General features: G+C 72.9%; 18 protein-coding genes. 11 read left to right on the plus strand and 7 right to left on the minus strand.

What is annotated here, in order from left to right:
• Genes nadA through HD594_RS13390 form a run of 4 tightly spaced genes read left to right on the plus strand, consistent with a single transcriptional unit; the run spans position 1 to position 5,029 of the window.
• The gene (nadA, locus tag HD594_RS13375; RefSeq protein WP_184751421.1) at positions 1 to 1,353 is read left to right on the plus strand and encodes a quinolinate synthase NadA; all 1,353 of its coding nucleotides are present in this window, start codon (positions 1 to 3) and stop codon (positions 1,351 to 1,353) included.
• Positions 1,350 to 3,026 (plus strand): L-aspartate oxidase, encoded by a 1,677-nt coding sequence (nadB, locus tag HD594_RS13380; protein WP_184751422.1) that lies wholly within the window; start codon positions 1,350 to 1,352, stop codon positions 3,024 to 3,026. Before nadA ends, nadB begins: the two co-directional genes overlap by 4 nt.
• Entirely contained in the window at positions 3,020 to 3,877 is an 858-nt protein-coding gene (gene nadC, locus HD594_RS13385) for a carboxylating nicotinate-nucleotide diphosphorylase (RefSeq protein WP_184751423.1), read from the plus strand. The genes nadB and nadC overlap by 7 nt, the downstream gene beginning before the upstream one ends.
• 6 nt (positions 3,878 to 3,883) lie before the next feature.
• Entirely contained in the window at positions 3,884 to 5,029 is a 1,146-nt protein-coding gene (locus tag HD594_RS13390) for a cysteine desulfurase family protein (protein WP_184751424.1), read from the plus strand.
• A gap of 34 nt (positions 5,030 to 5,063) precedes the next feature.
• Here HD594_RS13390 and HD594_RS13395 read toward each other — a convergent pair whose 3' ends face one another.
• The gene (locus HD594_RS13395) at positions 5,064 to 6,986 is read right to left on the minus strand and encodes an ABC transporter ATP-binding protein (protein ID WP_373877186.1); all 1,923 of its coding nucleotides are present in this window, start codon (positions 6,984 to 6,986) and stop codon (positions 5,064 to 5,066) included.
• A gap of 50 nt (positions 6,987 to 7,036) precedes the next feature.
• Between HD594_RS13395 and HD594_RS13400 the strand changes: the two genes are divergently transcribed.
• Positions 7,037 to 7,228: a hypothetical protein gene (locus tag HD594_RS13400; protein ID WP_184751425.1), complete on the plus strand. Its 192-nt coding sequence runs from the start codon at positions 7,037 to 7,039 to the stop codon at positions 7,226 to 7,228.
• A gap of 150 nt (positions 7,229 to 7,378) precedes the next feature.
• The gene (locus tag HD594_RS13405; RefSeq protein WP_184752871.1) at positions 7,379 to 8,893 is read left to right on the plus strand and encodes an MDR family MFS transporter; all 1,515 of its coding nucleotides are present in this window, start codon (positions 7,379 to 7,381) and stop codon (positions 8,891 to 8,893) included.
• A 40-nt stretch (positions 8,894 to 8,933) separates the two neighbouring features.
• Here the strand turns inward: HD594_RS13405 and HD594_RS13410 are convergent, their stop codons facing one another.
• The 5 genes from HD594_RS13410 to HD594_RS13430 form a co-directional block, all read right to left on the minus strand.
• The gene (locus tag HD594_RS13410; protein WP_184751426.1) at positions 8,934 to 9,767 is read right to left on the minus strand and encodes a DNA-formamidopyrimidine glycosylase family protein; all 834 of its coding nucleotides are present in this window, start codon (positions 9,765 to 9,767) and stop codon (positions 8,934 to 8,936) included.
• 43 nt (positions 9,768 to 9,810) lie between these two features.
• On the minus strand, positions 9,811 to 11,049 hold the full coding sequence (locus tag HD594_RS13415) for a Dyp-type peroxidase (protein ID WP_184751427.1): 1,239 nt from the start codon (positions 11,047 to 11,049) through the stop codon (positions 9,811 to 9,813).
• Positions 11,046 to 11,576 carry a copper chaperone PCu(A)C gene (locus HD594_RS13420; protein WP_184751428.1) on the minus strand — a complete coding sequence of 177 codons (531 nt, stop codon included), beginning with the start codon at positions 11,574 to 11,576 and terminating at the stop codon, positions 11,046 to 11,048. The genes HD594_RS13415 and HD594_RS13420 overlap by 4 nt, the downstream gene beginning before the upstream one ends.
• Positions 11,573 to 12,205, minus strand: a complete 633-nt coding sequence (locus HD594_RS13425) for a copper resistance CopC family protein (RefSeq protein WP_184751429.1) — start codon at positions 12,203 to 12,205, stop codon at positions 11,573 to 11,575. Before HD594_RS13425 ends, HD594_RS13420 begins: the two co-directional genes overlap by 4 nt.
• An 89-nt stretch (positions 12,206 to 12,294) precedes the next feature.
• Complete coding sequence (locus HD594_RS13430; RefSeq protein ID WP_184751430.1) at positions 12,295 to 12,903, minus strand: hypothetical protein; 609 nt, start codon at positions 12,901 to 12,903, stop codon at positions 12,295 to 12,297.
• A 276-nt stretch (positions 12,904 to 13,179) separates the two neighbouring features.
• Here HD594_RS13430 and HD594_RS13435 point away from each other — a divergent pair, with 276 nt between their 5' ends.
• The 4 genes from HD594_RS13435 to HD594_RS13450 all read left to right on the plus strand — a co-directional run bounded on the left by HD594_RS13435 (position 13,180) and on the right by HD594_RS13450 (position 18,028).
• On the plus strand, positions 13,180 to 13,848 hold the full coding sequence (locus HD594_RS13435) for a hypothetical protein (protein WP_184751431.1): 669 nt from the start codon (positions 13,180 to 13,182) through the stop codon (positions 13,846 to 13,848).
• 69 nt (positions 13,849 to 13,917) lie between these two features.
• The gene (locus tag HD594_RS13440) at positions 13,918 to 15,975 is read left to right on the plus strand and encodes a gluzincin family metallopeptidase (protein ID WP_184751432.1); all 2,058 of its coding nucleotides are present in this window, start codon (positions 13,918 to 13,920) and stop codon (positions 15,973 to 15,975) included.
• Positions 15,972 to 17,252: an MBL fold metallo-hydrolase gene (locus HD594_RS13445; protein ID WP_184751433.1), complete on the plus strand. Its 1,281-nt coding sequence runs from the start codon at positions 15,972 to 15,974 to the stop codon at positions 17,250 to 17,252. Before HD594_RS13440 ends, HD594_RS13445 begins: the two co-directional genes overlap by 4 nt.
• Positions 17,253 to 17,335: 83 nt before the next feature.
• Positions 17,336 to 18,028 (plus strand): hypothetical protein, encoded by a 693-nt coding sequence (locus tag HD594_RS13450; RefSeq protein ID WP_184751434.1) that lies wholly within the window; start codon positions 17,336 to 17,338, stop codon positions 18,026 to 18,028.
• A 33-nt stretch (positions 18,029 to 18,061) separates the two neighbouring features.
• Here HD594_RS13450 and HD594_RS13455 read toward each other — a convergent pair whose 3' ends face one another.
• Positions 18,062 to 18,451, minus strand: coding sequence for a nuclear transport factor 2 family protein (locus HD594_RS13455; protein WP_184751435.1), 390 nt, complete (start codon positions 18,449 to 18,451; stop codon positions 18,062 to 18,064).
• A gap of 89 nt (positions 18,452 to 18,540) precedes the next feature.
• On the opposite strand from HD594_RS13455, the gene HD594_RS13460 reads away from it, so the two are divergent.
• Entirely contained in the window at positions 18,541 to 18,924 is a 384-nt protein-coding gene (locus tag HD594_RS13460; RefSeq protein WP_271171171.1) for a TraR/DksA family transcriptional regulator, read from the plus strand.
• The last annotated feature ends 4 nt before the right edge of the window (positions 18,925 to 18,928 follow it).

The raw sequence follows: 18,928 nt of genomic DNA on the forward strand, positions 1-18,928 counted from the left end.
ATGCCCGCTGTGAACCTGAACCTGCTGCCCCGTCCCGAGATCGATCCCTCGGTCGACCACGAGATCCAGGCCATCGTCTCGGGCGCCCTCGTGGGCGAGACCTGCAACACCGATCTCGCCGCCGGCCCCTGGAACTTCGATGAGCGCCCCGGCTACGGTCCCGGCTCGTCGATGGGCGACGTGATCCCCACGGGCGCGCCCCGCCAGGGCGAGCTGCCGCTGGAGTACCGCGAGGCCTCCGAAGAGGAGCTCGACGCACGCATCCGCGCCGCGAAGGAGACCCTCGGCGACCGCCTCGTCGTGCTCGGCCACTTCTACCAGCGCGAAGAGGTCGTCCGTCACGCCGACTACGTGGGCGACTCGTTCCAGCTCGCGAACGCGGCGCTCGAGCACCCGGATGCCGAGGCGATCGTCTTCTGCGGCGTGCACTTCATGGCCGAGACCGCCGACATGCTCTCGGGGCCGGAGCAGTCCGTGATCCTGCCGAACCTCGCCGCCGGCTGCTCGATGGCCGACATGGCCGACATCGACCAGGTCGAGGAGTGCTGGGAGCAGCTCGAAGAGGTCTACGGCGACATGGACGCGCAGGATGCCGACGGGCTCGTGCCGGTCATCCCCGTCACCTACATGAACTCGTCCGCGGCCATCAAGGGCTTCGTCGGCCGCCACGGCGGCATCGTCTGCACGTCCTCGAACGCGCGCACGGTGCTGGAGTGGGCGTTCGAGCGGGGCCGCCGCGTGCTGTTCTTCCCCGACCAGCACCTGGGACGCAACACCGCGAAGGCGATGGGCGTGCCGCTCGAGCGGATGCCGATGTGGAACCCGCGTCAGCCCCTGGGCGGCTCGAGCGAAGAGGCGCTGGCAGACGCCCGCGTGATCCTGTGGCACGGCTTCTGCTCGGTGCACCGCCGGTTCAGCGTCGACCAGATCTCCCAGGCCCGCGCCGAGCACCCGGGCGTGCGCGTCATCGTGCACCCGGAGTGCCCGATGGAGGTCGTGGACGCCGCCGACGAGGCAGGCTCCACCGACTACATCCGCCGCGCGATCGAGGACGCCGCCGAGCCGACCACCTTCGCGATCGGCACCGAGGTCAACCTCGTGCAGCGCCTGGCCGCCCAGAACCCGCAGCACGAGATCTTCTGCCTCGACCCCGTGGTGTGCCCGTGCTCGACGATGTACCGCATCCACCCCGGCTATCTCGCCTGGGTGCTCGAGCGGCTCGTCGCGGGCGAGGTCGTCAACCGCATCGAGGTGGCCGCCGACGTCGCCGAGCCGGCCCGTGTGGCCCTCCAGCGGATGCTGGCCGCCAAGCCCCCGGCAGGCCGCGTCGAGAAGTCCGGGGTCCCCGCGTGACGACGCCTCATGTCGTCGTCGTCGGCTCGGGCATCGCCGGGCTGACCGTCGCCCTGCACGCCGTCGAGCACGGGTGCACGGCGACGCTGGTGACCAAGGACGTGCTCGAGCACGCCAACACCCGCTACGCGCAGGGCGGCATCGCCGGCGTCATGTTCGACGACGACCGGGCCGAGGACCACGTCCGCGACACGATGACCGCCGGGGTGGGCCTCAACGACCCCGACGCCGTGCGCGTGCTCGTCGAGGAGGGCCCCGACCGCATCCGCGAGCTCGTCGCCCTCGGCGTCGCGTTCGACCGCGGCGACGACGGCGCGTTCGTGAAGGGTCTCGAAGCCGCGCACTCGTATCCGCGGATCCTCCACGCCGGCGGGGATGCCACCGGCACGGTCATCGAGAAGGCGCTGGTCGCGCGACTGCGCGCGAGCCGCGTCGAGGTGATCGAGCACGCGTTCCTGATCGACCTCGTGCGGGACGACGGACGCGTCCGGGGCGTCGACCTGCTCGTCGGCGAGCGCGACGAGACGGATGCCGCACCCGCGGTCACCGGCCACCGCCGCCGGATCGAGGCGGATGCGGTCGTGCTCGCGACCGGCGGAGCCGGCGAGCTCTACGCGCACTCGACCAACCCCGCCGTCGCGACCGGCGACGGCATCGCTGCGGCGCTGCGCGCGGGCGCGGCCGTCGCGGACCTGGAGTTCTTCCAGTTCCACCCGACGATCCTGGCGGTCGGCGAGGCGTTCCTGGTGTCGGAGGCCGTGCGCGGGGAGGGCGCGGTGCTGCGCGACGACAGCGGCCATCGCTTCGCCCTTGATGCGCACCCGGACGGCGAACTGGCGCCTCGCGACGTCGTCGCGCGCGCGATCGCGACCGCGATGGACCGCCAGGGCGGACGCCCCGTGGTGCTCGACGCCACCGGGCTGCACTCCGACGACGCCGACGAGCGCGCGGCGTTCCTCGCGCGGCGGTTCCCCACGATCGACCGGGCCGTCCGCGAGCGCGGTCTGGACTGGGCCCGCGAGCCGATCCCCGTGACGCCCGCGGCGCACTATCTGATGGGCGGCGTCGTCACGGACCTCGACGGCCGCACATCGGTCCCGGGGCTCTACGCGGTGGGCGAGGTCGCGCGCACCGGCGTGCACGGCGCCAACCGTCTCGCCTCGAACTCGCTCCTCGAGGGGGCCGTGTTCGGCGCGCGCGCCGGCGACGCGATCGCCGCCGACATCGCCTCGGGCGCATGGCCGGCTGTGTCGCACTTCGTCTCCCCCGCACCGGCTCCGGCGGCGGGCGAGCCCGCCGGTCGAGACGGTGCGCAGCCGTTCTCGCGACGCGCCCTGCAGGAGCTGCTGTGGGAGGACGCCGGCCTCGTCCGCGACGAGGCCGGGCTGGCCCACGCGGCCGACGTGATCGCCCGATGGCGCGCGGAGAGCCGCGCGCCGCGCAGCGAGCGCATGTACGAGGACGAGAACCTGCTGCTGGTCGCGGAGCGGCTCGTGGCCGCGGCCCGTGCGCGCCGGCAGTCGGCCGGAGCGCACTTCCGCTCCGACGCCGCGGACCTCGCTCAGCGGATCCCGGCCGCAGACGCGGTCTCCGCCGGGGCCGGCGACCACGCGCACGGGAGTCCGTGGGCGTCCGCACACGAGCCCCAGCGTCTCGGAGGCATCGCATGCTGACCCGCACCGTGATCGACCACACCGTGGCCGCCGCGCTCGACGAGGACGCACCGTGGGGTGACGTCACGTGCGAGGCCCTCATCCCCGAGACCGCGCACGCGCACGCCGACCTGATCGCGCGCGAGGCGGGTGTGTTCAGCGGCGGCGATGTGTTCGCCGCGGCGTTCGCCCTGACCGATCCGTCGATCGACGTCCGGCTGCTCGTGCGCGACGGCGAGAGCTTCGGACCCGGAGCCGTGCTCGCGACCGTGACCGGCCCGGCGCGCGCCGTGCTGACGGCCGAGCGCGTGGGCCTGAACTTCGTCCAGCGCATGGCCGGCATCGCGACGCTCACCGCCCGCTACGTCTCCGAGGTCGCCCACACCGGCGCCCGCATCGCCGACACGCGCAAGACCACGCCGGGCCTGCGCGCGTTCGAGCGGCATGCCGTCGTCAGCGGCGGCGGCCACAATCACCGCCACTCGCTGTCCGACGCGGTGATGGCCAAGGACAACCACCTGGCCGTGCTCGCGCAGAGAGGAGTGTCGGTGACCGCCGCGCTCCAGGGCGCGATCGCGCGCCTGCCGCACACGATGCACGTCGAGGTCGAGGTCGACCGGCTCGACCAGATCGACGCGGTGCTCGCCGCCGGCGTCGGCACGATCATGCTCGACAACTTCTCGCTCGCCGACCTTCGCGCCGGCGTCGCGCAGATCGCGGGCCGCGCGACGGTCGAGGCGTCGGGGGGCGTGTCCCTCGACACGGTGCGCGACATCGCCGAGACGGGCGTCGACGTCATCTCGGTCGGTGCACTCACGCACTCGGCGCGCGCGCTCGACCTCGGATTGGACGTGCGGGTCTCCGCGTCCTGACGCATCATGCTCTACCTCGACAACGCCGCGACCACACCCATCCGACGCGAGGTGCTCGAGGCGATGACGCCGTACCTCACGCAGGTGTACGGCAACCCCTCGAGCCATCACACCGTCGGCGAGCGGGCCGCCGCTGCCCTCGACGACGCGCGCCGACGCGTCGCGCGCGTCCTCGGGATGCGCGCGGGGGCCGTCGTGTTCACGTCGGGCGGCACCGAGGCCAACAATCTCGCGGTGAAGGGCATCGCGCTGGCTGCCATGGCCCACCGCGGCAGCCGGCACGTCGTGACCTCGCCGATCGAGCACGAATCGGTGCTCGCGTCGGCGGAGTACCTCCACCGGCTCCACGGGTTCGAGATCACGCACGTGCCGGTCGACGGGCTCGGCCGCGTGGATCCCGATGCCGTCGCCGGCGCACTGCGCGAGGACACGGCGCTCGTGAGCCTCGGGTACGCCAACAACGAGATCGGCACCGTGCAGGACGTGCCGGCGATCGCCGACGTGTGCCGCGCGCACGTCGTGCCGCTGCACGTCGACGCCGTGCAGGCCGCCGGGTGGCTGACGCTGTCGGCCGCCGACCTCGCCTACGACGCGATCTCGATCGCCGGGCACAAGATCGGCGCCCCCAAGGGCACCGGCGTGCTCGCGGTGCGCGGCCGCGTGCCGCTGGAGCCCCTGATCCACGGCGGCGGTCAGCAGCGCGAGCGGCGCAGCGGCACCGAGGACGTCGCCGGCGCCGTCGGGTTCGCGGTGGCGCTCGAGCTGGCCGAGGCCGAGCGCGCCGAGGCCTCGCAGCGCGTGACGCCGATCCGCGACGCCTTCATCGCGCACGTGCTCGCCGACATCCCTGCGGCCCGGCTCACGGGTGACCCCGTGAACCGGCTCCCCGGCACCGCGAGCTTCACGTTCGAGGGCACCAGCGGCGAGGCGGTGCTGCTCGAGCTGGAGCGCCGCGGGGTCGTGTCCTCGAGCGGCTCGGCGTGCGCCGCCGGCAGCGACGAGCCCTCGCACGTGCTCGTCGCGCTGGGGATCGATCCGGACGTTGCCCGCACGTCGGTCCGGTTCACCTTCCCGCGATCGCTCGCGGGGTCGCTGGAGCCGGTGGCCGACGCGCTGCGCGCCTCCGTCGAGGCCGTCCGCACCGGCGCCTGACCGCGCCCGACGCTCCGGCCGGCAGACGCCCCGCTCACGCGGATCGGCCGGACTCGGCGGCCTCCTCGGCGTCGATGATGCGGGATGCCGCGAGCTGCTCGGCGGCGAGATCGGCGTAGAGCCCGCCGGCAGCGAGCAGCTCCGCGTGCGTGCCGGTCTCGACGATGCGCCCCGCCTCGACGACGTGGATGCGGTCGGCGCCGACGACCGTCGACAGCCGGTGGGCGATCGTGAGGGTCGTGCGCCCGCGTGCGGCGGCGTCGATGGCGTCCTGCACGACGCGCTCCGACACGGTGTCCAGCGCCGAGGTGGCCTCGTCCAGCAGCAGCACCGGCGGGTCCTTCAGCAGCACGCGCGCGATCGCGATGCGCTGCTTCTCGCCGCCCGACAGCCGGTAGCCGCGCTCTCCCACGACGGTGTCGTAGCCCCGCTCGAATCCGGCGATCACGTGGTGGATGTTCGCGGCGCGGCAGGCGCCCTCGATCTCGGCATCCGTCGCCTCGGGCTTGGCGTAGCGCAGGTTCTCGCGGATGCTCGCGTGGAACAGGTACGTCTCCTGCGACACGATCCCGACGTGGTCGACGATCGACTCCTGGCGCAGCCCCCGCACGTCGGCGCCGGCGAACAGCACGCTGCCGCCCGAGGCCTCGTACAGGCGCGGCGTGAGGTACAGGATCGTGGTCTTGCCCGCACCCGAAGGCCCGACGAACGCCACGTGGCGACCCGGCTCGGCGACGAAGCTGACGCCGTCGAGCGTCGCGCGCGCGTCGGGGCCGGCATCCGGGTACCGGAACACGACGTCGCGGAACTCGATCCGCCCGACCGGGCCCGGCGCGTCCTCGACGCCGATCGCATCGGGGGCGTCGGTGATCGCGGGCACGAGGTCGAGGTACTCGAAGATGCGGGCGAACAGCGCCGCCGAGGTCTGCACGTCCAGCGCCACGCGCATGAGGCCCATGAGCGGCATCAGCAGCCGGGCCTGCACCGTCGTGAACGCCACGATGGTGCCCGCCGTGATGGTGTCGGCGCCGCCGGCGACGAAGTACCCGGACACGAGGTAGATGACGGCCGGGACGCTCGCCATCATCACCTGCACGACCGCGAAGAACCCCTGGCCGCTCATCGCGCGTCGCACCTGGAGCCGCACCTGGTTGACGTTCTCGTCGCCGTAGCGGGCCGACTCGGTGCGCTGACGGTTGAACGACTTCGACAGCAGGATGCCCGACACGCTCAGGGTCTCCTGCGTGATGGCGGTCAGCTCCGACAGCGACTCCTGCGTCTCGCCCGCGATGCGCGCGCGCACCTGCCCCACGCGCCGCTGCACGATCACGAGGAACGGCATCATCACGACCGCGATGAGCGTGAGGCGCCAATCGATGATCACCATCGCCACGAGCGAGGCGATGACGGTCACGGCGTTGCCCAGGATGCTCGTGACGGTGTTGGTCAGGACCCCCGACACACCGCCGACGTCGTTCTGCAGACGGGATTGGATGACCCCCGTCTTGGTGCGCGTGAAGAATCCGAGCTCCATCGCCTGGAGGTGGTCGAACAGGCGCACGCGCAGGTCGCCGGTCACGCGGTTGCCGACCGTCGAGGTCAGCCACGTCTGCACGACCCCGAGGGCGGCCGACAGCAGGAACAGCCCGATCATGGCCCCGACGAGCTCCCACAGCAGCGGCAGATCGGGACCGCCGCCCGAGAGGGGGAACAGCGCTTCGTCGAACACGCGCTGCACCAGCAGCGCAGGGATCACCGCGATCGCGGCGCCGGCGACGACCAGGAGCGCGGTGACGGCGATGCGGCCGGTGTACGGGCGGAACAGCGCGACGACGCGTGCGCCCAGGTGCGGGATCTTCGGCGCCTGCGCGTTCAGCCGCTTCTGCGCCTCGATGTCGACGCCGCGGAACGCCGGCGGACCGCCCCCGTGGCCGCCCCCGCCGCCCCGCATGCCCATGCTCATGAGGGCCCAGCCTATCCGCGCCCGAAGACACTAGGCTCGGCCGTATGAGCGGCACCGGCGACATCCCCGACGGCGAGGACCTCGAAGCCCTCCGTGACGAGATCGACGAGCTGAAGAAGATCCCCGAGGAGGAGCTGATCAGCCCGCTCCCCGCGGACCTGGCGAGGGAGGAGCCGACTCCGGCCCCCACCGATGCCATCGGCTCGGAGGAGTGGACCCCGCCCGGGGACGACTGACCCGAGCCCGGCACGTCCGGAATCGATGTCCCGCCCGGCGGACATCGGGAATGCCGTGCGCACGCGCGCGGTTATCCTGGAGGCTTGCCATCCTCGGGTGGCTTCGCCGAATCCGACGAGCCGAAAGAGGTGGGCATGACAGCCGCCGGGATGAGCCGCACGGGGAGCATTCCCGTGCCCCGGGGTGCGGGAGACGCGCTGCGCCCCGAGGAGAACCGGGTCATCTGGCTGCTGCTGGCCGCCGCCTTCGTCGCCATCCTCAACGAGACGACGATGGGGGTGGCGATCCCCCACCTGATCGACGACCTCGGCATCACGGCCCTCGCCGCGCAGTGGCTCACCACGGCGTTCATGCTGACGATGGCCGTCGTCATCCCCATCACGGGCTTCCTGCTCCGCCGCTTCACGACCCGCGCGATGTTCATCGCGGCGATGTCGCTGTTCTCGCTCGGCACGCTGATCGCCCTGCTCGCGCCCGGATTCGAAGTGCTGCTGGCGGCCCGCGTCGTCCAGGCCTCCGGCACGGCCATCATGATGCCGCTGCTGATGACGACGCTCATGGAGCTCGTGCCGCCCGCGTCGCGCGGCCGCATGATGGGCCGCGTCAGCGTCGTCATCTCGCTCGCGCCCGCGATCGGCCCGACGCTGTCGGGCTTCCTCCTGGACGCGGTCGGGTGGCGCTCGATCTTCGGCTTCGTGCTCCCGATCGCCGTGCTCGCCCTCGCCGCCGGTGCACGGTGGATGGTCAACCTCGGCGAGCCGACGCACGCCCCGATCGACGCCCTCTCCGTCGTCCTGTCGGCCCTCGGCTTCGGCGGACTCGTGTTCGGCCTCAGCCAGATCGGGGGCGCCGCGGCCCACGGCGGCGAGGCGGCCACGGCGGCCGAAGCCGCCGCCGGCACCGTGTCCACGGTGTCGCTGTGGGTGTCGCTGTCGGTCGCGGTCGTCGCGCTCGGCCTGTTCGTGTGGCGCCAGCTGGTCCTGCAGCGCATCGACGACGCGCTGCTGGATCTGCGCGTGTTCCGCTCGGGCAACTTCACGCTGTCGATCGTCCACATGCTCGTGATGTCGACGGCGTTCTTCGGCACGATCACGCTGCTGCCGCTGTTCATGCAGAGCGTGCTGGGCGTCTCGGCGCTCGAGACCGGGCTGGTCGTGCTGCCGGGAGCGCTCGTGATGGGCCTGGCCGGGCCCGTCATCGGTCGCATCTACGACCGCTGGGGCACGCGGGTCCTGCTGATCCCGGGGACCGCGCTGACCAGCGCCATGCTGTGGTTCTACACGACCTACGACGAGTCGACCACGATCCTCACGATCGCGATCGCCCAGACGGTGCTCTCGCTCGGCCTCGCGATGTCGTTCACGCCGCTGTTCACGGCCTCCCTCGCCTCGCTGGACCGGCCCTTCTACTCGTACGGCTCCGCCGTGCTCGCCACCACCCAGCAGGTCGGCGGCGCCGCCGGCATCGCGCTGCTGGTGACGATCTTCTCGGGCGTCTCCGCGTCCGAGGTCGCCGCCGGCGCCGCCGAGACCGCCGCGGGCGTGAGCGGCACCCGCGCGGCGTTCCTGCTCGCGGCGATCGTCTCGGTGCCGCTGCTGATCAGCGCCGTGCTGATCCGCAAGCCCGACGAGTCGGGCGCGGACCTGCCGGCCGGCTTCCACTGATCGGCTGCGCGCGGCGATCCGCCACGCGCACGCGCGCCGGTCAGCCGCCGAGCGGCACCCCTCCCGTCTGACACCCCGGGCAGTACTGGGCTCCGCCCTTCGAGCCGGGGAGATCCTCTATCGCGACGCCGCACACGGGACACGGCTCGCCGGTGCGGCCGTGCACGCGCATCGCGGCGACCTTGGCCGCCTTCTGATCGGAGATCGGGATGCCGCGGCGATCGCGCGCGGCGTCGGACAGCACGGTGCGCACGGCCGCGTAGAGCCGGTCGCGCTCGGCGTCGTCGAGGTCGGATGCGCGCACGACCGGCGACAGGCCGGCCGCGTGCAGGATCTCGTCCGAGTAGGCGTTGCCGATGCCGGCCATGCTCTGCTGCTCCTGGAGCAGCGCCTTCAGCTGCTTGCGGCGGGTGCCGAGCGCCCGGTCGAAGTCCGCCCGCGTGTACGTCTGCCCGAGGGGATCGGGCCCGAGCCGTGCGACGGAGCCCGCGAGCACGGGGTCCTCCGCGGCGGTGACCGCGATCGAGAGCCACTCCCCCGCATCCGTGACCTCGAGCGTCGTCCCGTCGTCGAAGGCGAAGCCCACGATCGCCGGCGGCTCGTCCTCGGCCGCGGCGGCGTCGCCGGTCGCCCGGATGCGGATCCACCCGGCGCGGCCGAGACCGATCACGAGATCGTCGCGGTCGGTCAGCAGCGCGACATGCTTGCCGAATCGCCGCACGCCGGTCACCGGGGCGCCGATGAACGACTCGGGCGGGCGGTCCCTGCTCTTCCACGCGCGGAACTCGACGACCTCGATGCCGGTGATGCGGCGTCCGCGCAGCGAGTCGTCGAGGAACCCGACGAGCGCGTCGACCTCGGGCGACTCCGGCATGAGCCCATGGTGCCACCGGGCCCGCGCTGCCGCACCCGCCGGTTCAGGCCAGCAGCGTCTCGCCGATGTAGCCGCCTTCGGCGCAGCCGGGCGGTATCGCGAACACGGCGGAGCCGATCGGCGTCGTCCACTGGTTCAGCAGGTCGAGTTCGTCCAGGCGGCGCTGGATCGGCACGAACTGACGGTCGACGTCCGCCTGGAACGAGACGAACACGAGCCCGGAATCGGAGATCTCGCCGGCTGCGGGCGACTCGTCGTAGTTGAACGAGCGGCGGAAGATGCGCTCGCCCTCGTCGTCGCTGCGCGATCGGCGCATGTGCGAGAACTCGGGGATCACCGGGAACCCGATGGGCGTGGTCGCCTCGAAGTCGGGCTCGTCGTGCTCGTCGGCGCCCGTGAGCGGCGCGCCGTTGGCGAGGGTCCGTCCGACCGACTGCTCGCGGCCCGAGCGGTCGAGCTTGTCCCAGCCCTCGAGGTCCATGGCGATGCGGCGCACGACCATGCTCGTGCCGCCCGCGAGCCAGCCGTCCGAGCTCCACACGACGCGGTCGAACTCCGCGGTGCCCGGCGTCGCATTGGCGGTGCCGTCCACCTGTCCGAACAGGTTGCGCATCGTCGTGCCGGGCGCCACCGACCCGTGGGCGCGGCGGAAGCCGCTCTGCGTCCAGCGCACCGACGCGAAGCCGCGCGCGTCCTTCAGCAGCATGCGCGCGGCGTGCGAGACCGTGAGCGCGTCGTCGGCGGCGATCTGCAGCAGCAGGTCGCCGCCGTCGTGGGTGCCCGCGAGCCGGTCGATCGAGAACGCCGGCAGCGGCTGCAGCCACGCGGGCCTGGCGCCGCCCGCCCGCTCGACGAAGCCGGGGCCGAACCCGAAGGTCACCGTGAGCCGCGCGGGCGCGACGGCGAGCTCGGGCTCGGAGTCCGCCAGTGCCGCTTCGCCCTGCGTGAGGCGGCGCGCGTCGTCGGTGAGGATGCTCATCATGCGGCGAAGCCCGTCGCGGTCGACGTCGTCGTGCAGATCGAGGGCGACGAACAGGCCGTGAGCCTGGGCATCCGTGTCGATCCCCGCCTGGTGGACGCCGTGGAAGGGAACCGTGACGGTGCCGTTGAGCGGCGCCTGCGCGGACGCGGTCGCCGCGGCGTCCTCGCGTCCGCCGTTCAGCGCGTAGTCGATGCCGATGGCGGCCGCCGCCCCGGCCCCGACGACGGCCCCTCCGAGGAGGAACTGCCGCCGGGTCGAGGCCGCCCGACCGGGGCGCGGCTCCCGGTCGGAGGGGGTCACTCGTCCATCTCCATGTCGTCCTCGCCCTCGTCGTAGTTCTCGTTCGCGCCGCTGAAGTCCTTGACGGGCGCGGTGAACTCGAGGGTCGACTCGTCGGAGAAGGTGAGCGTGATGGTGACCTCGTCGCCGGCGGCGAGGGGGCCGGTCAGGCTCATGAGCATGATGTGGTCGGCGCCCGGCTCGAGCACGTGGGTGCCGCCGGCGGTGACGACGAAGCCGCCGTCGACCTCGCTCATCGCCATCTCGCCGTCGTCGCCCATCGCGGTCTCATGCAGCTCGACCATGGCGGCGGCGTCCGTCGAGGCGGCCACGACGGTGACGTCGGCGCTGCCGTCGTTCTCCAGCTCGGCGAAGGCTCCGGTCATGCCCTCATCGGCGGCCTTGACCCAGGCGTCCGAGACGGTGACGACGTCGGCGGCGGCGGAGACGGCCTCATCGCTCGAGGCCGACGTGCCGGTCGCGCAGCCGGTCAGGGCGAGGGCGGCGACGGCGGCGAGGACGCCGAGGCGGGTGGTGCGTGCGATCACAGGGATTCCTTTCGGTCTTCCGACCCGGCGGAATTCGTGCCGGTGCCGGTGCCGCCGGCGACGCTCGCGCGGCGGCGGATGAGGGTGACGGCGGCGAATCCGGCCGCGGCCACGGCCGCCCCGATCCCGCCGATCAGGACGACACGTGGAATGCCGCCCTCCTGTGTGATCTGAGTTCCGGTGTCGCCCGACGCCTCCGCCTCGGAGTCCCCCGACGCGCCCGCGGCGCTCTCGCGCGCGAGCGGCTCGGCATCCCCGACGGTGAAGGGGATGAGCCCGCTGATCGGGTGGCCGTCGGCCGACACGACGCGCCAGCGCACCTCGTAGCCGGCGTCGGGCATGCCCTTCTCGAGGGGCGCGACGACGGTGCCCTCGCGGATCTCGAGGTCGCCGTCGACCCAGTCGGCGCCCGATGCGTCGACGACCACGATCACGGCTCCGACCGTGAGCACCTCGTCCGTGAACTCCAGCGTGACCTGGGCGGGGGCCGCGGCGAGCGCGGCGTCCTCGGCGGGGTCGCTGCGGACGAGGTCGTCGTGGGCGGATGCCGGGACGGCGGCCGACAGCGCGGCCGCGGCGGCCAGCGCGACGGCGACGCCGAAGCGCGAAAGGGAGCGGACAGCGGACATGAAGGGACCTTCCCCGTGCGTGAGCAGGCGGATCGGCCGCCCGGGGGCGGCGCGACGATCCGACCCCGGAGGGGTCGGTGCGACAGGACTCAGATCACAGGGAGGAGCGGGGGTCCGCGGCGCCGGACGGCGCCGACGCGCAGCCCGAGCGGCGTCGGCGCGTCGACGGTGGCGATGGCGACCCGCGGCCCGGTGCCGACGGGTGCCAGGGGCGTGAGCGCGCGCGTGACGGCGCGGCGAACCCACGAGCCGAGTCTCGCCGCGAGGTTCAGCAGGGCGACGAGGGCGCGCTCGCCGCGGTGGAGCATCGCGATCGTGATGACCGCGGCGATGCCGTGGGCGATCCACATGAGGGGATCCGCGGCGAGCGGGACCCCGAGTGACTCGGCCGACAGCGCGAGGGCCTCACCGTGATGGTGACCCGGGGTCGATGCGGCGGCGGGGTCGACGGCCCCGAGGACGAAGAGCCCGTGGAAGAGCAGCTGGCTGAGGATCACACCGGCCGAAAGCCGCGCGAGCGACAGAGCCCGCCCCGCGAGCATCGTGCAGATCGCCACCGACAGCACCCACGGCACGGCCACCCCGAGCCAGCCGGGGACGCCCCCGCCGCCGGCCACGTGCGACATCAGCGCGATGAACGTGGCGACCGAAGCCGCGACCGAGCCCCGCAGGACGCGGAGGGCTCGGGTCGGACGCATGTGGTCCATCCTCCCATGGACCGCCACGCGCCGAGGCGCGGCGGCGGACGGCCCCTCGCCGACGGCTCCGCGCTGCTCACCGAGGACGTTGACGGCCCGACTTCGCGCACGGCATAATCGCCCCAATCCCACGGGTCGCCGCGGATGGAACTGGGGCCGCGGCGAGAACCGATGGGTCACGTGAGGGGCGCACGATGGCACGCTCGGCTCGGTTCGTCGCGCGCGCGAGGATGCTTCCACGGATGGCCGCACACCCCGACGCGAGAGGCTGACTCTGTGACGATCCCACGAACGACGCGCACCGCCGCGACCGCCCTGGCCCTGCTGATCGCCGCCACGATGCTCCCCGGGTGCGTGCAGCCGGCGCCGGAGCCGTCCGCTTCGCCGTCGAGCAGCGAATCGGCGACGCCGACGCCCACTCCCGAGCCCGACCCCGAACCCGCCGCACTCGAGGTCTCGCTCGACGGGATCGACCTCGTCGACAGCGCGGAAGACGTCACCGCGCGGGCCTCCTTCGACGACGGCGCGGGGGTCCTGTCGTTCCTGGGAGACGCGCTCGGCACCACCCCCGAGGGCACCCCGAACGCCCAGGGCTACCCGATCACGTTCTACGACTGGGGCGACATGTCGGTCTCGGTGATCGACGACGGCCCTGCGACCGTGTGGATCGCCGCGGCCGCGACAGGCGGGCTCGAGCTGCGCACGACCGAGGGTGTGACGGTGGGGATGACGCGCGAGGAGGCGATCGCGCTCGGAGCTGTGCCGGATCGCGACGAGACCGGCGACGGGCTTCCCGATCTGCTGCGCCTGCAGGTGCGCGAGGCGCCGGGCACCGAGTCGTTGGAGAACCCCGGGGAGACGGGTGTGGACTTCATCCTCGTGATCCTCGAAGGCGACGCCGTCGTTCGGATGATCAGCCCCGCGAGCGACTGGGGCGATCTGTAGCGCCATCTCTGGTACCTCTGGTATCACGGTGCGGCCCCGTCCGCTCGTGTACTCGAAGAGGAGGTCACGATGGTCACCGACGCAGGCGACGCGCCGCCGGTCGCGCCCGCCGTCCCCACGCCCAGCCGCCGCGTGCTGCGCGCGTTCGCGTTCGATCCGATGTCGACGCGGCTGACCAGCCGGTACCTGCGCGTCGACGTGCCGTTCGAGACCGACCTGCAGCCCGGGCCCGCGGGCGGCCTGCTCGAGGTCGTCGACTACGACCCGTCCCGGCGTGTGTGGTACCGCCCCGTCGACCTCAACGACCCGTTCATCCTGGCCCAGCAGGGGATGCGCCCGTCGGAGAGCGACCCGCGGACGCATCAGCAGATCGTGTACGCCGTCGCGATGAGCGTCATCGAGCGGTTCGAGCGGTTCGGCGGCCGGCGCTTCCGCTGGGTGGGCGACGAGCGTCTCAAGCTCGTGCCCCACGCCTTCGAGGGCCGCAACGCCTACTTCGATCCGTCCCGCAACGCCGTGCTGTTCGGCTACTACCGGGCCTCGGCCAGCGACCCGGGCGCGAACCTGCCGGGTCAGCTCATGTTCACGTGCCTGTCCGTCGACATCATCGCGCATGAGGTGACCCACGCGATCGTGAACCGTCAGCGCCCGCTGTACCAGTACGCGACGAACCCCGACGTGTACGCGTGGCACGAGGCCTTCGCCGACCTCGTGGCGCTGTTCCATCACTTCCTGTTCCCCGAGGTCGTCACCGACGCGATCGCGACCTCGCGCGCCGAACTCAGCCAGGCGGACGCGCTGCTCGATCTCGCGAAGGAGTTCGGCGAGTCCACCGGTCGCGGTGAGGCGCTGCGCAACGCCATCCGGGGCGATCGCACGCCCGACGCCTTCCTGCAGGCGACCGAGCCGCACGCGCGCGGCGCGTGCTTCGTCGCGGCGGTGTTCGACGCGTACGTCGACACCTACAAGGAGGCCATCGCCGGCCTGCGGCGCCTGGCCACCGGAGGCAGCGGCGTGCTGCCCCCGGGTGCGCTGCCGCCCGACCTCGTCGACCTCGCCTCGAAGCAGGCCGTGCGCCTGGCGGACCGGTTCCTGGGCATGGTCGTGCGCGCCTTCGAGTTCCTGCCCGTCGTCGACGTCACCCTCGGCGACGTCGTGAAGGCGATCGTCACCGCCGACCGCGCTCTCTTCCCCGACGACGACAACCGCCTGCGGTCCACCCTCGTCGAGGCGCTGCGCCGCCGCGGCATCCGTCCCACCGGCGTGACGTCGCTCGCGGACGAGGCGCTGGCGTGGGACAAGCCGGCGCACCCGCTGAATCTCTCGACCGGGCCCGGCGGCGCCGATCTCAGCATGCTCATCATCGACGCCACGCGCCGGCTCGATGTGAGCGACCGCGGCTCGCACGACGAGCAGGCCGGTGCCGGCGATGACGACCCCGCGGTGCGCGGACGCCGGATCGCCTCGGATCTGCACGGCTGGGCGACCGCGAACGCGGCGACGCTGGGGCTCGACCCCGACGACGCCATCCAGGTCAGGGGATTCCACGTCGCGTACCTGAATGCCGCCGACGGGCAGTCACGGCCGGTGGCCGTCGTGCAGCTGCTGCAACGGCGCGAGGACCTCGAGGACGCGGGGGCGAGCAAGGACGAGCGGGTGCCGATGCACGCGGCGACGACGGTGATCGCCCGGGTCAACGGCACCGTCGAGCATCTGGTGCCAAAGCCCCTCCCGTTCGCCGCGATCCGCCGGGCGGAGGAGGCGGCGAAGGCGGCGAAGGCCGCACAGCTCGCCGCGCGCGACGCGCCGGACGCCGAGGTGGCGGCGCTGGCGCTCGAGGCCGAGAAGCGCGCGAACGACCTCATCGACGTGATCGCCGCCATCGCGGAGCGGTTCCATACGAGCGCGGATGTCGTGCGGCACTTCCACGCCATGGGCAACGAGCGGCTCCGGCGCCTCGAGAGCTGGCAGGAGAAGGTCGCCGAAGACGATCCCCTCACGCCGTGGTTCACCGAGCCCGCCGTCAACCGGCTGAACTTCGCGCGGTTCCACGCAGCCGAGGCGGTGGCGGCCCAGCCCGAGCCGGCGGACGTCGGGCCTGCAGAAGCCGAGGGGGCAAGGCCATGACGAGGGCGAAGACCACCGCGACGGTCCGCATGTACGACGTGGGGTTCGGCGACGCGTTCGTGGTCACCGTCACGCGGTCCAAGAAGGTGTGGCGGATGCTGGTGGACTGCGGCGTCTCCCGGTCGAGCCAGACCCGCCCGATCGCCGAATCCGTGCGGGCGATCATCGACGATCTGACGGCCGTCGCCCCGGCCGGCTCGCCGCCCCGCCTGGACGTCGTCGTCGCGACGCACCACCACGCCGATCACATCGCCGGATTCGCCGATCCCGCGTGGGAGGAGGTGGACGTGGGCGAGGTGTGGGTCCCGTTCGTCGAGGATCCCGATGACGCCGACGTGCGGGCGCTGCGATCGGGCCAGTCGCGTGCCGCGCACGCGCTGACCGCCCTCATCGACGACGCGACGCGGCGCCTGGCCGCCGACGACGACCCGCACGCGCGTGACGCGCTCGCCATCGCCGCGGTGTTCGCGGCCAACTCGTCGGGGAACGACGTCGCGAGCGACCGGCTGCTCGGGCGCAACGGGCTGTCGTTCCGCAACGCGCCGCCGGTGAGGTATCTGCCGGACGTCGAGCCCGACCGGAACGTGATCGCCACGACGATCCCGGACACCGTCGTGCACGTGCTCGGGCCCTCGCGGGAACGCGAAGACCTCCGGCGCATGAATCCGCCCAAGGCCGTGCGGTGGCTGCAGCTGGCCGCCGACGAGCGGATGGACGACGTCGACGACGAGCACCCGCCCTTCGAGCCGGCCTACACCGTGCCGATCGGAGCGCTCGAGACAGAGGTCCCCCAGGTGCTGCGCGACGCGCAGCGGGCGCTGAACCTCAGCCCGATCGCCGACGAGGCGGACGAGCTCCTCGCCGCGTCGTCGCTGCTGGAGAACGCGGTCAACAACACCAGCGTGTACTTCGTGCTGGACGTCGACGGCACCCGGCTGGTGTTCGTGGGCGACTCCCAGTACGGCGCGTGGCGGCATGTGCTCGACGACCCGGAGTCGCGGGCGCTCGTGACCCAGCCCGCCTTCTACAAGGTCGGGCATCACGGGTCGCACAACGCCACCCCCAAGGAGTACGTCACCGAGGAGCTCCTCGGGCGCGGCCACGTCGCCATGATGCCCTTCCGCCTCGTGCCGCAGTGGCCGTCCATCCCCGAGCACAAGCTGCTGGACGAACTGGAGGACCTCGACACCCACGTCATCCGCGCCGACGATCCCGAGGGGCCCGACGTGACGGTCGACGAGGACGGGCTGTGGAGCGAGGTGACGTTCACGGCCTGATCCGAGCGGCCCGTCTCGTCACGGTCTTCCCGCTGTCCACAGGGCGTCCGGACGCGGTGTCGCCACAGGCTACCGTCGGAGCCATGCGCGCACCGTCACGGCTCCTGTCCCTCGTCGGCGTTCTCGGTCTCTCGCTGGCGCTCGCGGCGTGCGCTTCCGCCCCGCAGGCCTCGGGCGCGTCGCAGTCCCCGTCGCCCGCGGCGTCCGCCGACGCAGCGCCGAGCCCCAGCCCGACCCCCACCGCCGAACCCGAGCCGGACGCGATCGTCGTGTCCTCCGCGGGCATCGCGCTCGAGCGCGCCGACGAGACGGAGTGGGCGACGTACGACGACCCCGACGCGGTCGTGCAGCTGGTCACCGGCGCGACCGGTTCCGCTCCCGAGTACACCCACGAGGAGCACTGGGGCGCCGAGACCGGCTACGACTTCGGTCCGCGCGACCTGTACGAATGGGCGGGGTTCTCGGTGAGCGTCAACGGAGAGCGGGCCTCCGTCGCGGTCGACGCCGCGGCCACCGGAGGCATCGGGATCCGGACCGATGCGGGCGTCGCGGTCGGGAGCGATCGCGAGGTCGTCGTGGCCGCGGGCGCCTGGGACGAGTGGGACTCCGACGGCGACGGCGCCGCCGACTACCTCGGTCTCGACCCCCTCGAGGTGCCGGGGACGACCTCGCTGACGCGCCCCGACGCCGTCGGCATCCTCTACGTCCTGCTCGTCATGGACGGCGATGTCGTCAGGCAGATCCAGGCGCCGGGCAACGACTTCTCGGACCTGTAGGAAGGCACGCCGCGCCATGGCCGGCCGGCGCCATCACATCCGGGTGGACGGCGCCTCGGTGCCCTGGTGGTACAGGATCCGCCACCCGGTGTCGGTGCGCCTCCACAGCGTCGCGCGGCGCGTCACGCGCGGGCCCTGGTGCAGCACATACGTGGCGAGGTATACGACGGCGTCCACACGTCGCACCGCGAAGTCCGTGATCGACCAGGGATCGTCGGCGCCCTCGGCGTACCGGGGTTCGAGCATCGCCCACACCTGCTCGCGGTCGTACACCGCGCCGGATGCGCCCACCTCCCAGAACTCGTCGTCGGTCTCGTGCTCGAACCATTCGCGGCTCGTGCCGAGCTCGACGCGGTGGAACAGCGGCTCGCGTGCGCGCAGCTGCTCGCGGACGACCTCGTCGCTCACGTCGTCGATGGACACGCGCCCACCCTGGCACGCGAAGGCGGCGCGCGGAACCGTGCCCGGGCCGTCGATCGGGGATCGCGCGACGAGCGACTAGCCTCGTCGTCGTGACCGGACGCGCAGACGCACCTCGAGCGGAGAAGGCCCGCTCGCCCGAGGGTGCGCTCGACGCGCGCCGCGCGGACGCCGAGGCCCGCCTGTCCCGGATCGAGCGCGAGATGGCGGTTCTGCGCGCCGATCGCGCGGGCGAGTCGGCCGATGACGAACACGACCCCGAGGGCGACACGCTCGCCGCCGAGTGGTCCCGTCTCGAGGGTCTGCGCACCGCCGTCCGCGCCGAGCTGACCGACATCGACGGAGCGCTCGTGCGCGTGAGAGCCGGGACGTACGGGGCGTGCGCCGACTGCGGCCGCGCCATTCCGGCCGCTCGGCTCGAGGTCCGGCCGACGGCGACCCGGTGCGTCTCCTGCGCGTCGCGCGCCGGGCTGTGACGGC

The sequence above is a fragment of the Microbacterium thalassium genome (assembly GCF_014208045.1).
Lineage (GTDB): Bacteria > Actinomycetota > Actinomycetes > Actinomycetales > Microbacteriaceae > Microbacterium > Microbacterium thalassium.

Coding starts and splice junctions, on each gene's coding strand:
- HD594_RS13450 (WP_184751434.1), top strand. CDS start 17,336: ATGCGCGCACCGTCACGGCTCCTGTCCCTCGTCGGCGTTCTCGGTCTC.
- HD594_RS13390 (WP_184751424.1), top strand. CDS start 3,884: ATGCTCTACCTCGACAACGCCGCGACCACACCCATCCGACGCGAGGTG.
- HD594_RS13445 (WP_184751433.1), top strand. CDS start 15,972: ATGACGAGGGCGAAGACCACCGCGACGGTCCGCATGTACGACGTGGGG.
- nadA (WP_184751421.1), top strand. CDS start 1: ATGCCCGCTGTGAACCTGAACCTGCTGCCCCGTCCCGAGATCGATCCC.
- HD594_RS13405 (WP_184752871.1), top strand. CDS start 7,379: ATGAGCCGCACGGGGAGCATTCCCGTGCCCCGGGGTGCGGGAGACGCG.
- HD594_RS13425 (WP_184751429.1), bottom strand. CDS start 12,205: ATGTCCGCTGTCCGCTCCCTTTCGCGCTTCGGCGTCGCCGTCGCGCTG.
- HD594_RS13430 (WP_184751430.1), bottom strand. CDS start 12,903: ATGCGTCCGACCCGAGCCCTCCGCGTCCTGCGGGGCTCGGTCGCGGCT.
- nadC (WP_184751423.1), top strand. CDS start 3,020: ATGCTGACCCGCACCGTGATCGACCACACCGTGGCCGCCGCGCTCGAC.
- HD594_RS13400 (WP_184751425.1), top strand. CDS start 7,037: ATGAGCGGCACCGGCGACATCCCCGACGGCGAGGACCTCGAAGCCCTC.
- HD594_RS13410 (WP_184751426.1), bottom strand. CDS start 9,767: ATGCCGGAGTCGCCCGAGGTCGACGCGCTCGTCGGGTTCCTCGACGAC.
- HD594_RS13440 (WP_184751432.1), top strand. CDS start 13,918: ATGGTCACCGACGCAGGCGACGCGCCGCCGGTCGCGCCCGCCGTCCCC.
- HD594_RS13395 (WP_373877186.1), bottom strand. CDS start 6,986: ATGGGCATGCGGGGCGGCGGGGGCGGCCACGGGGGCGGTCCGCCGGCG.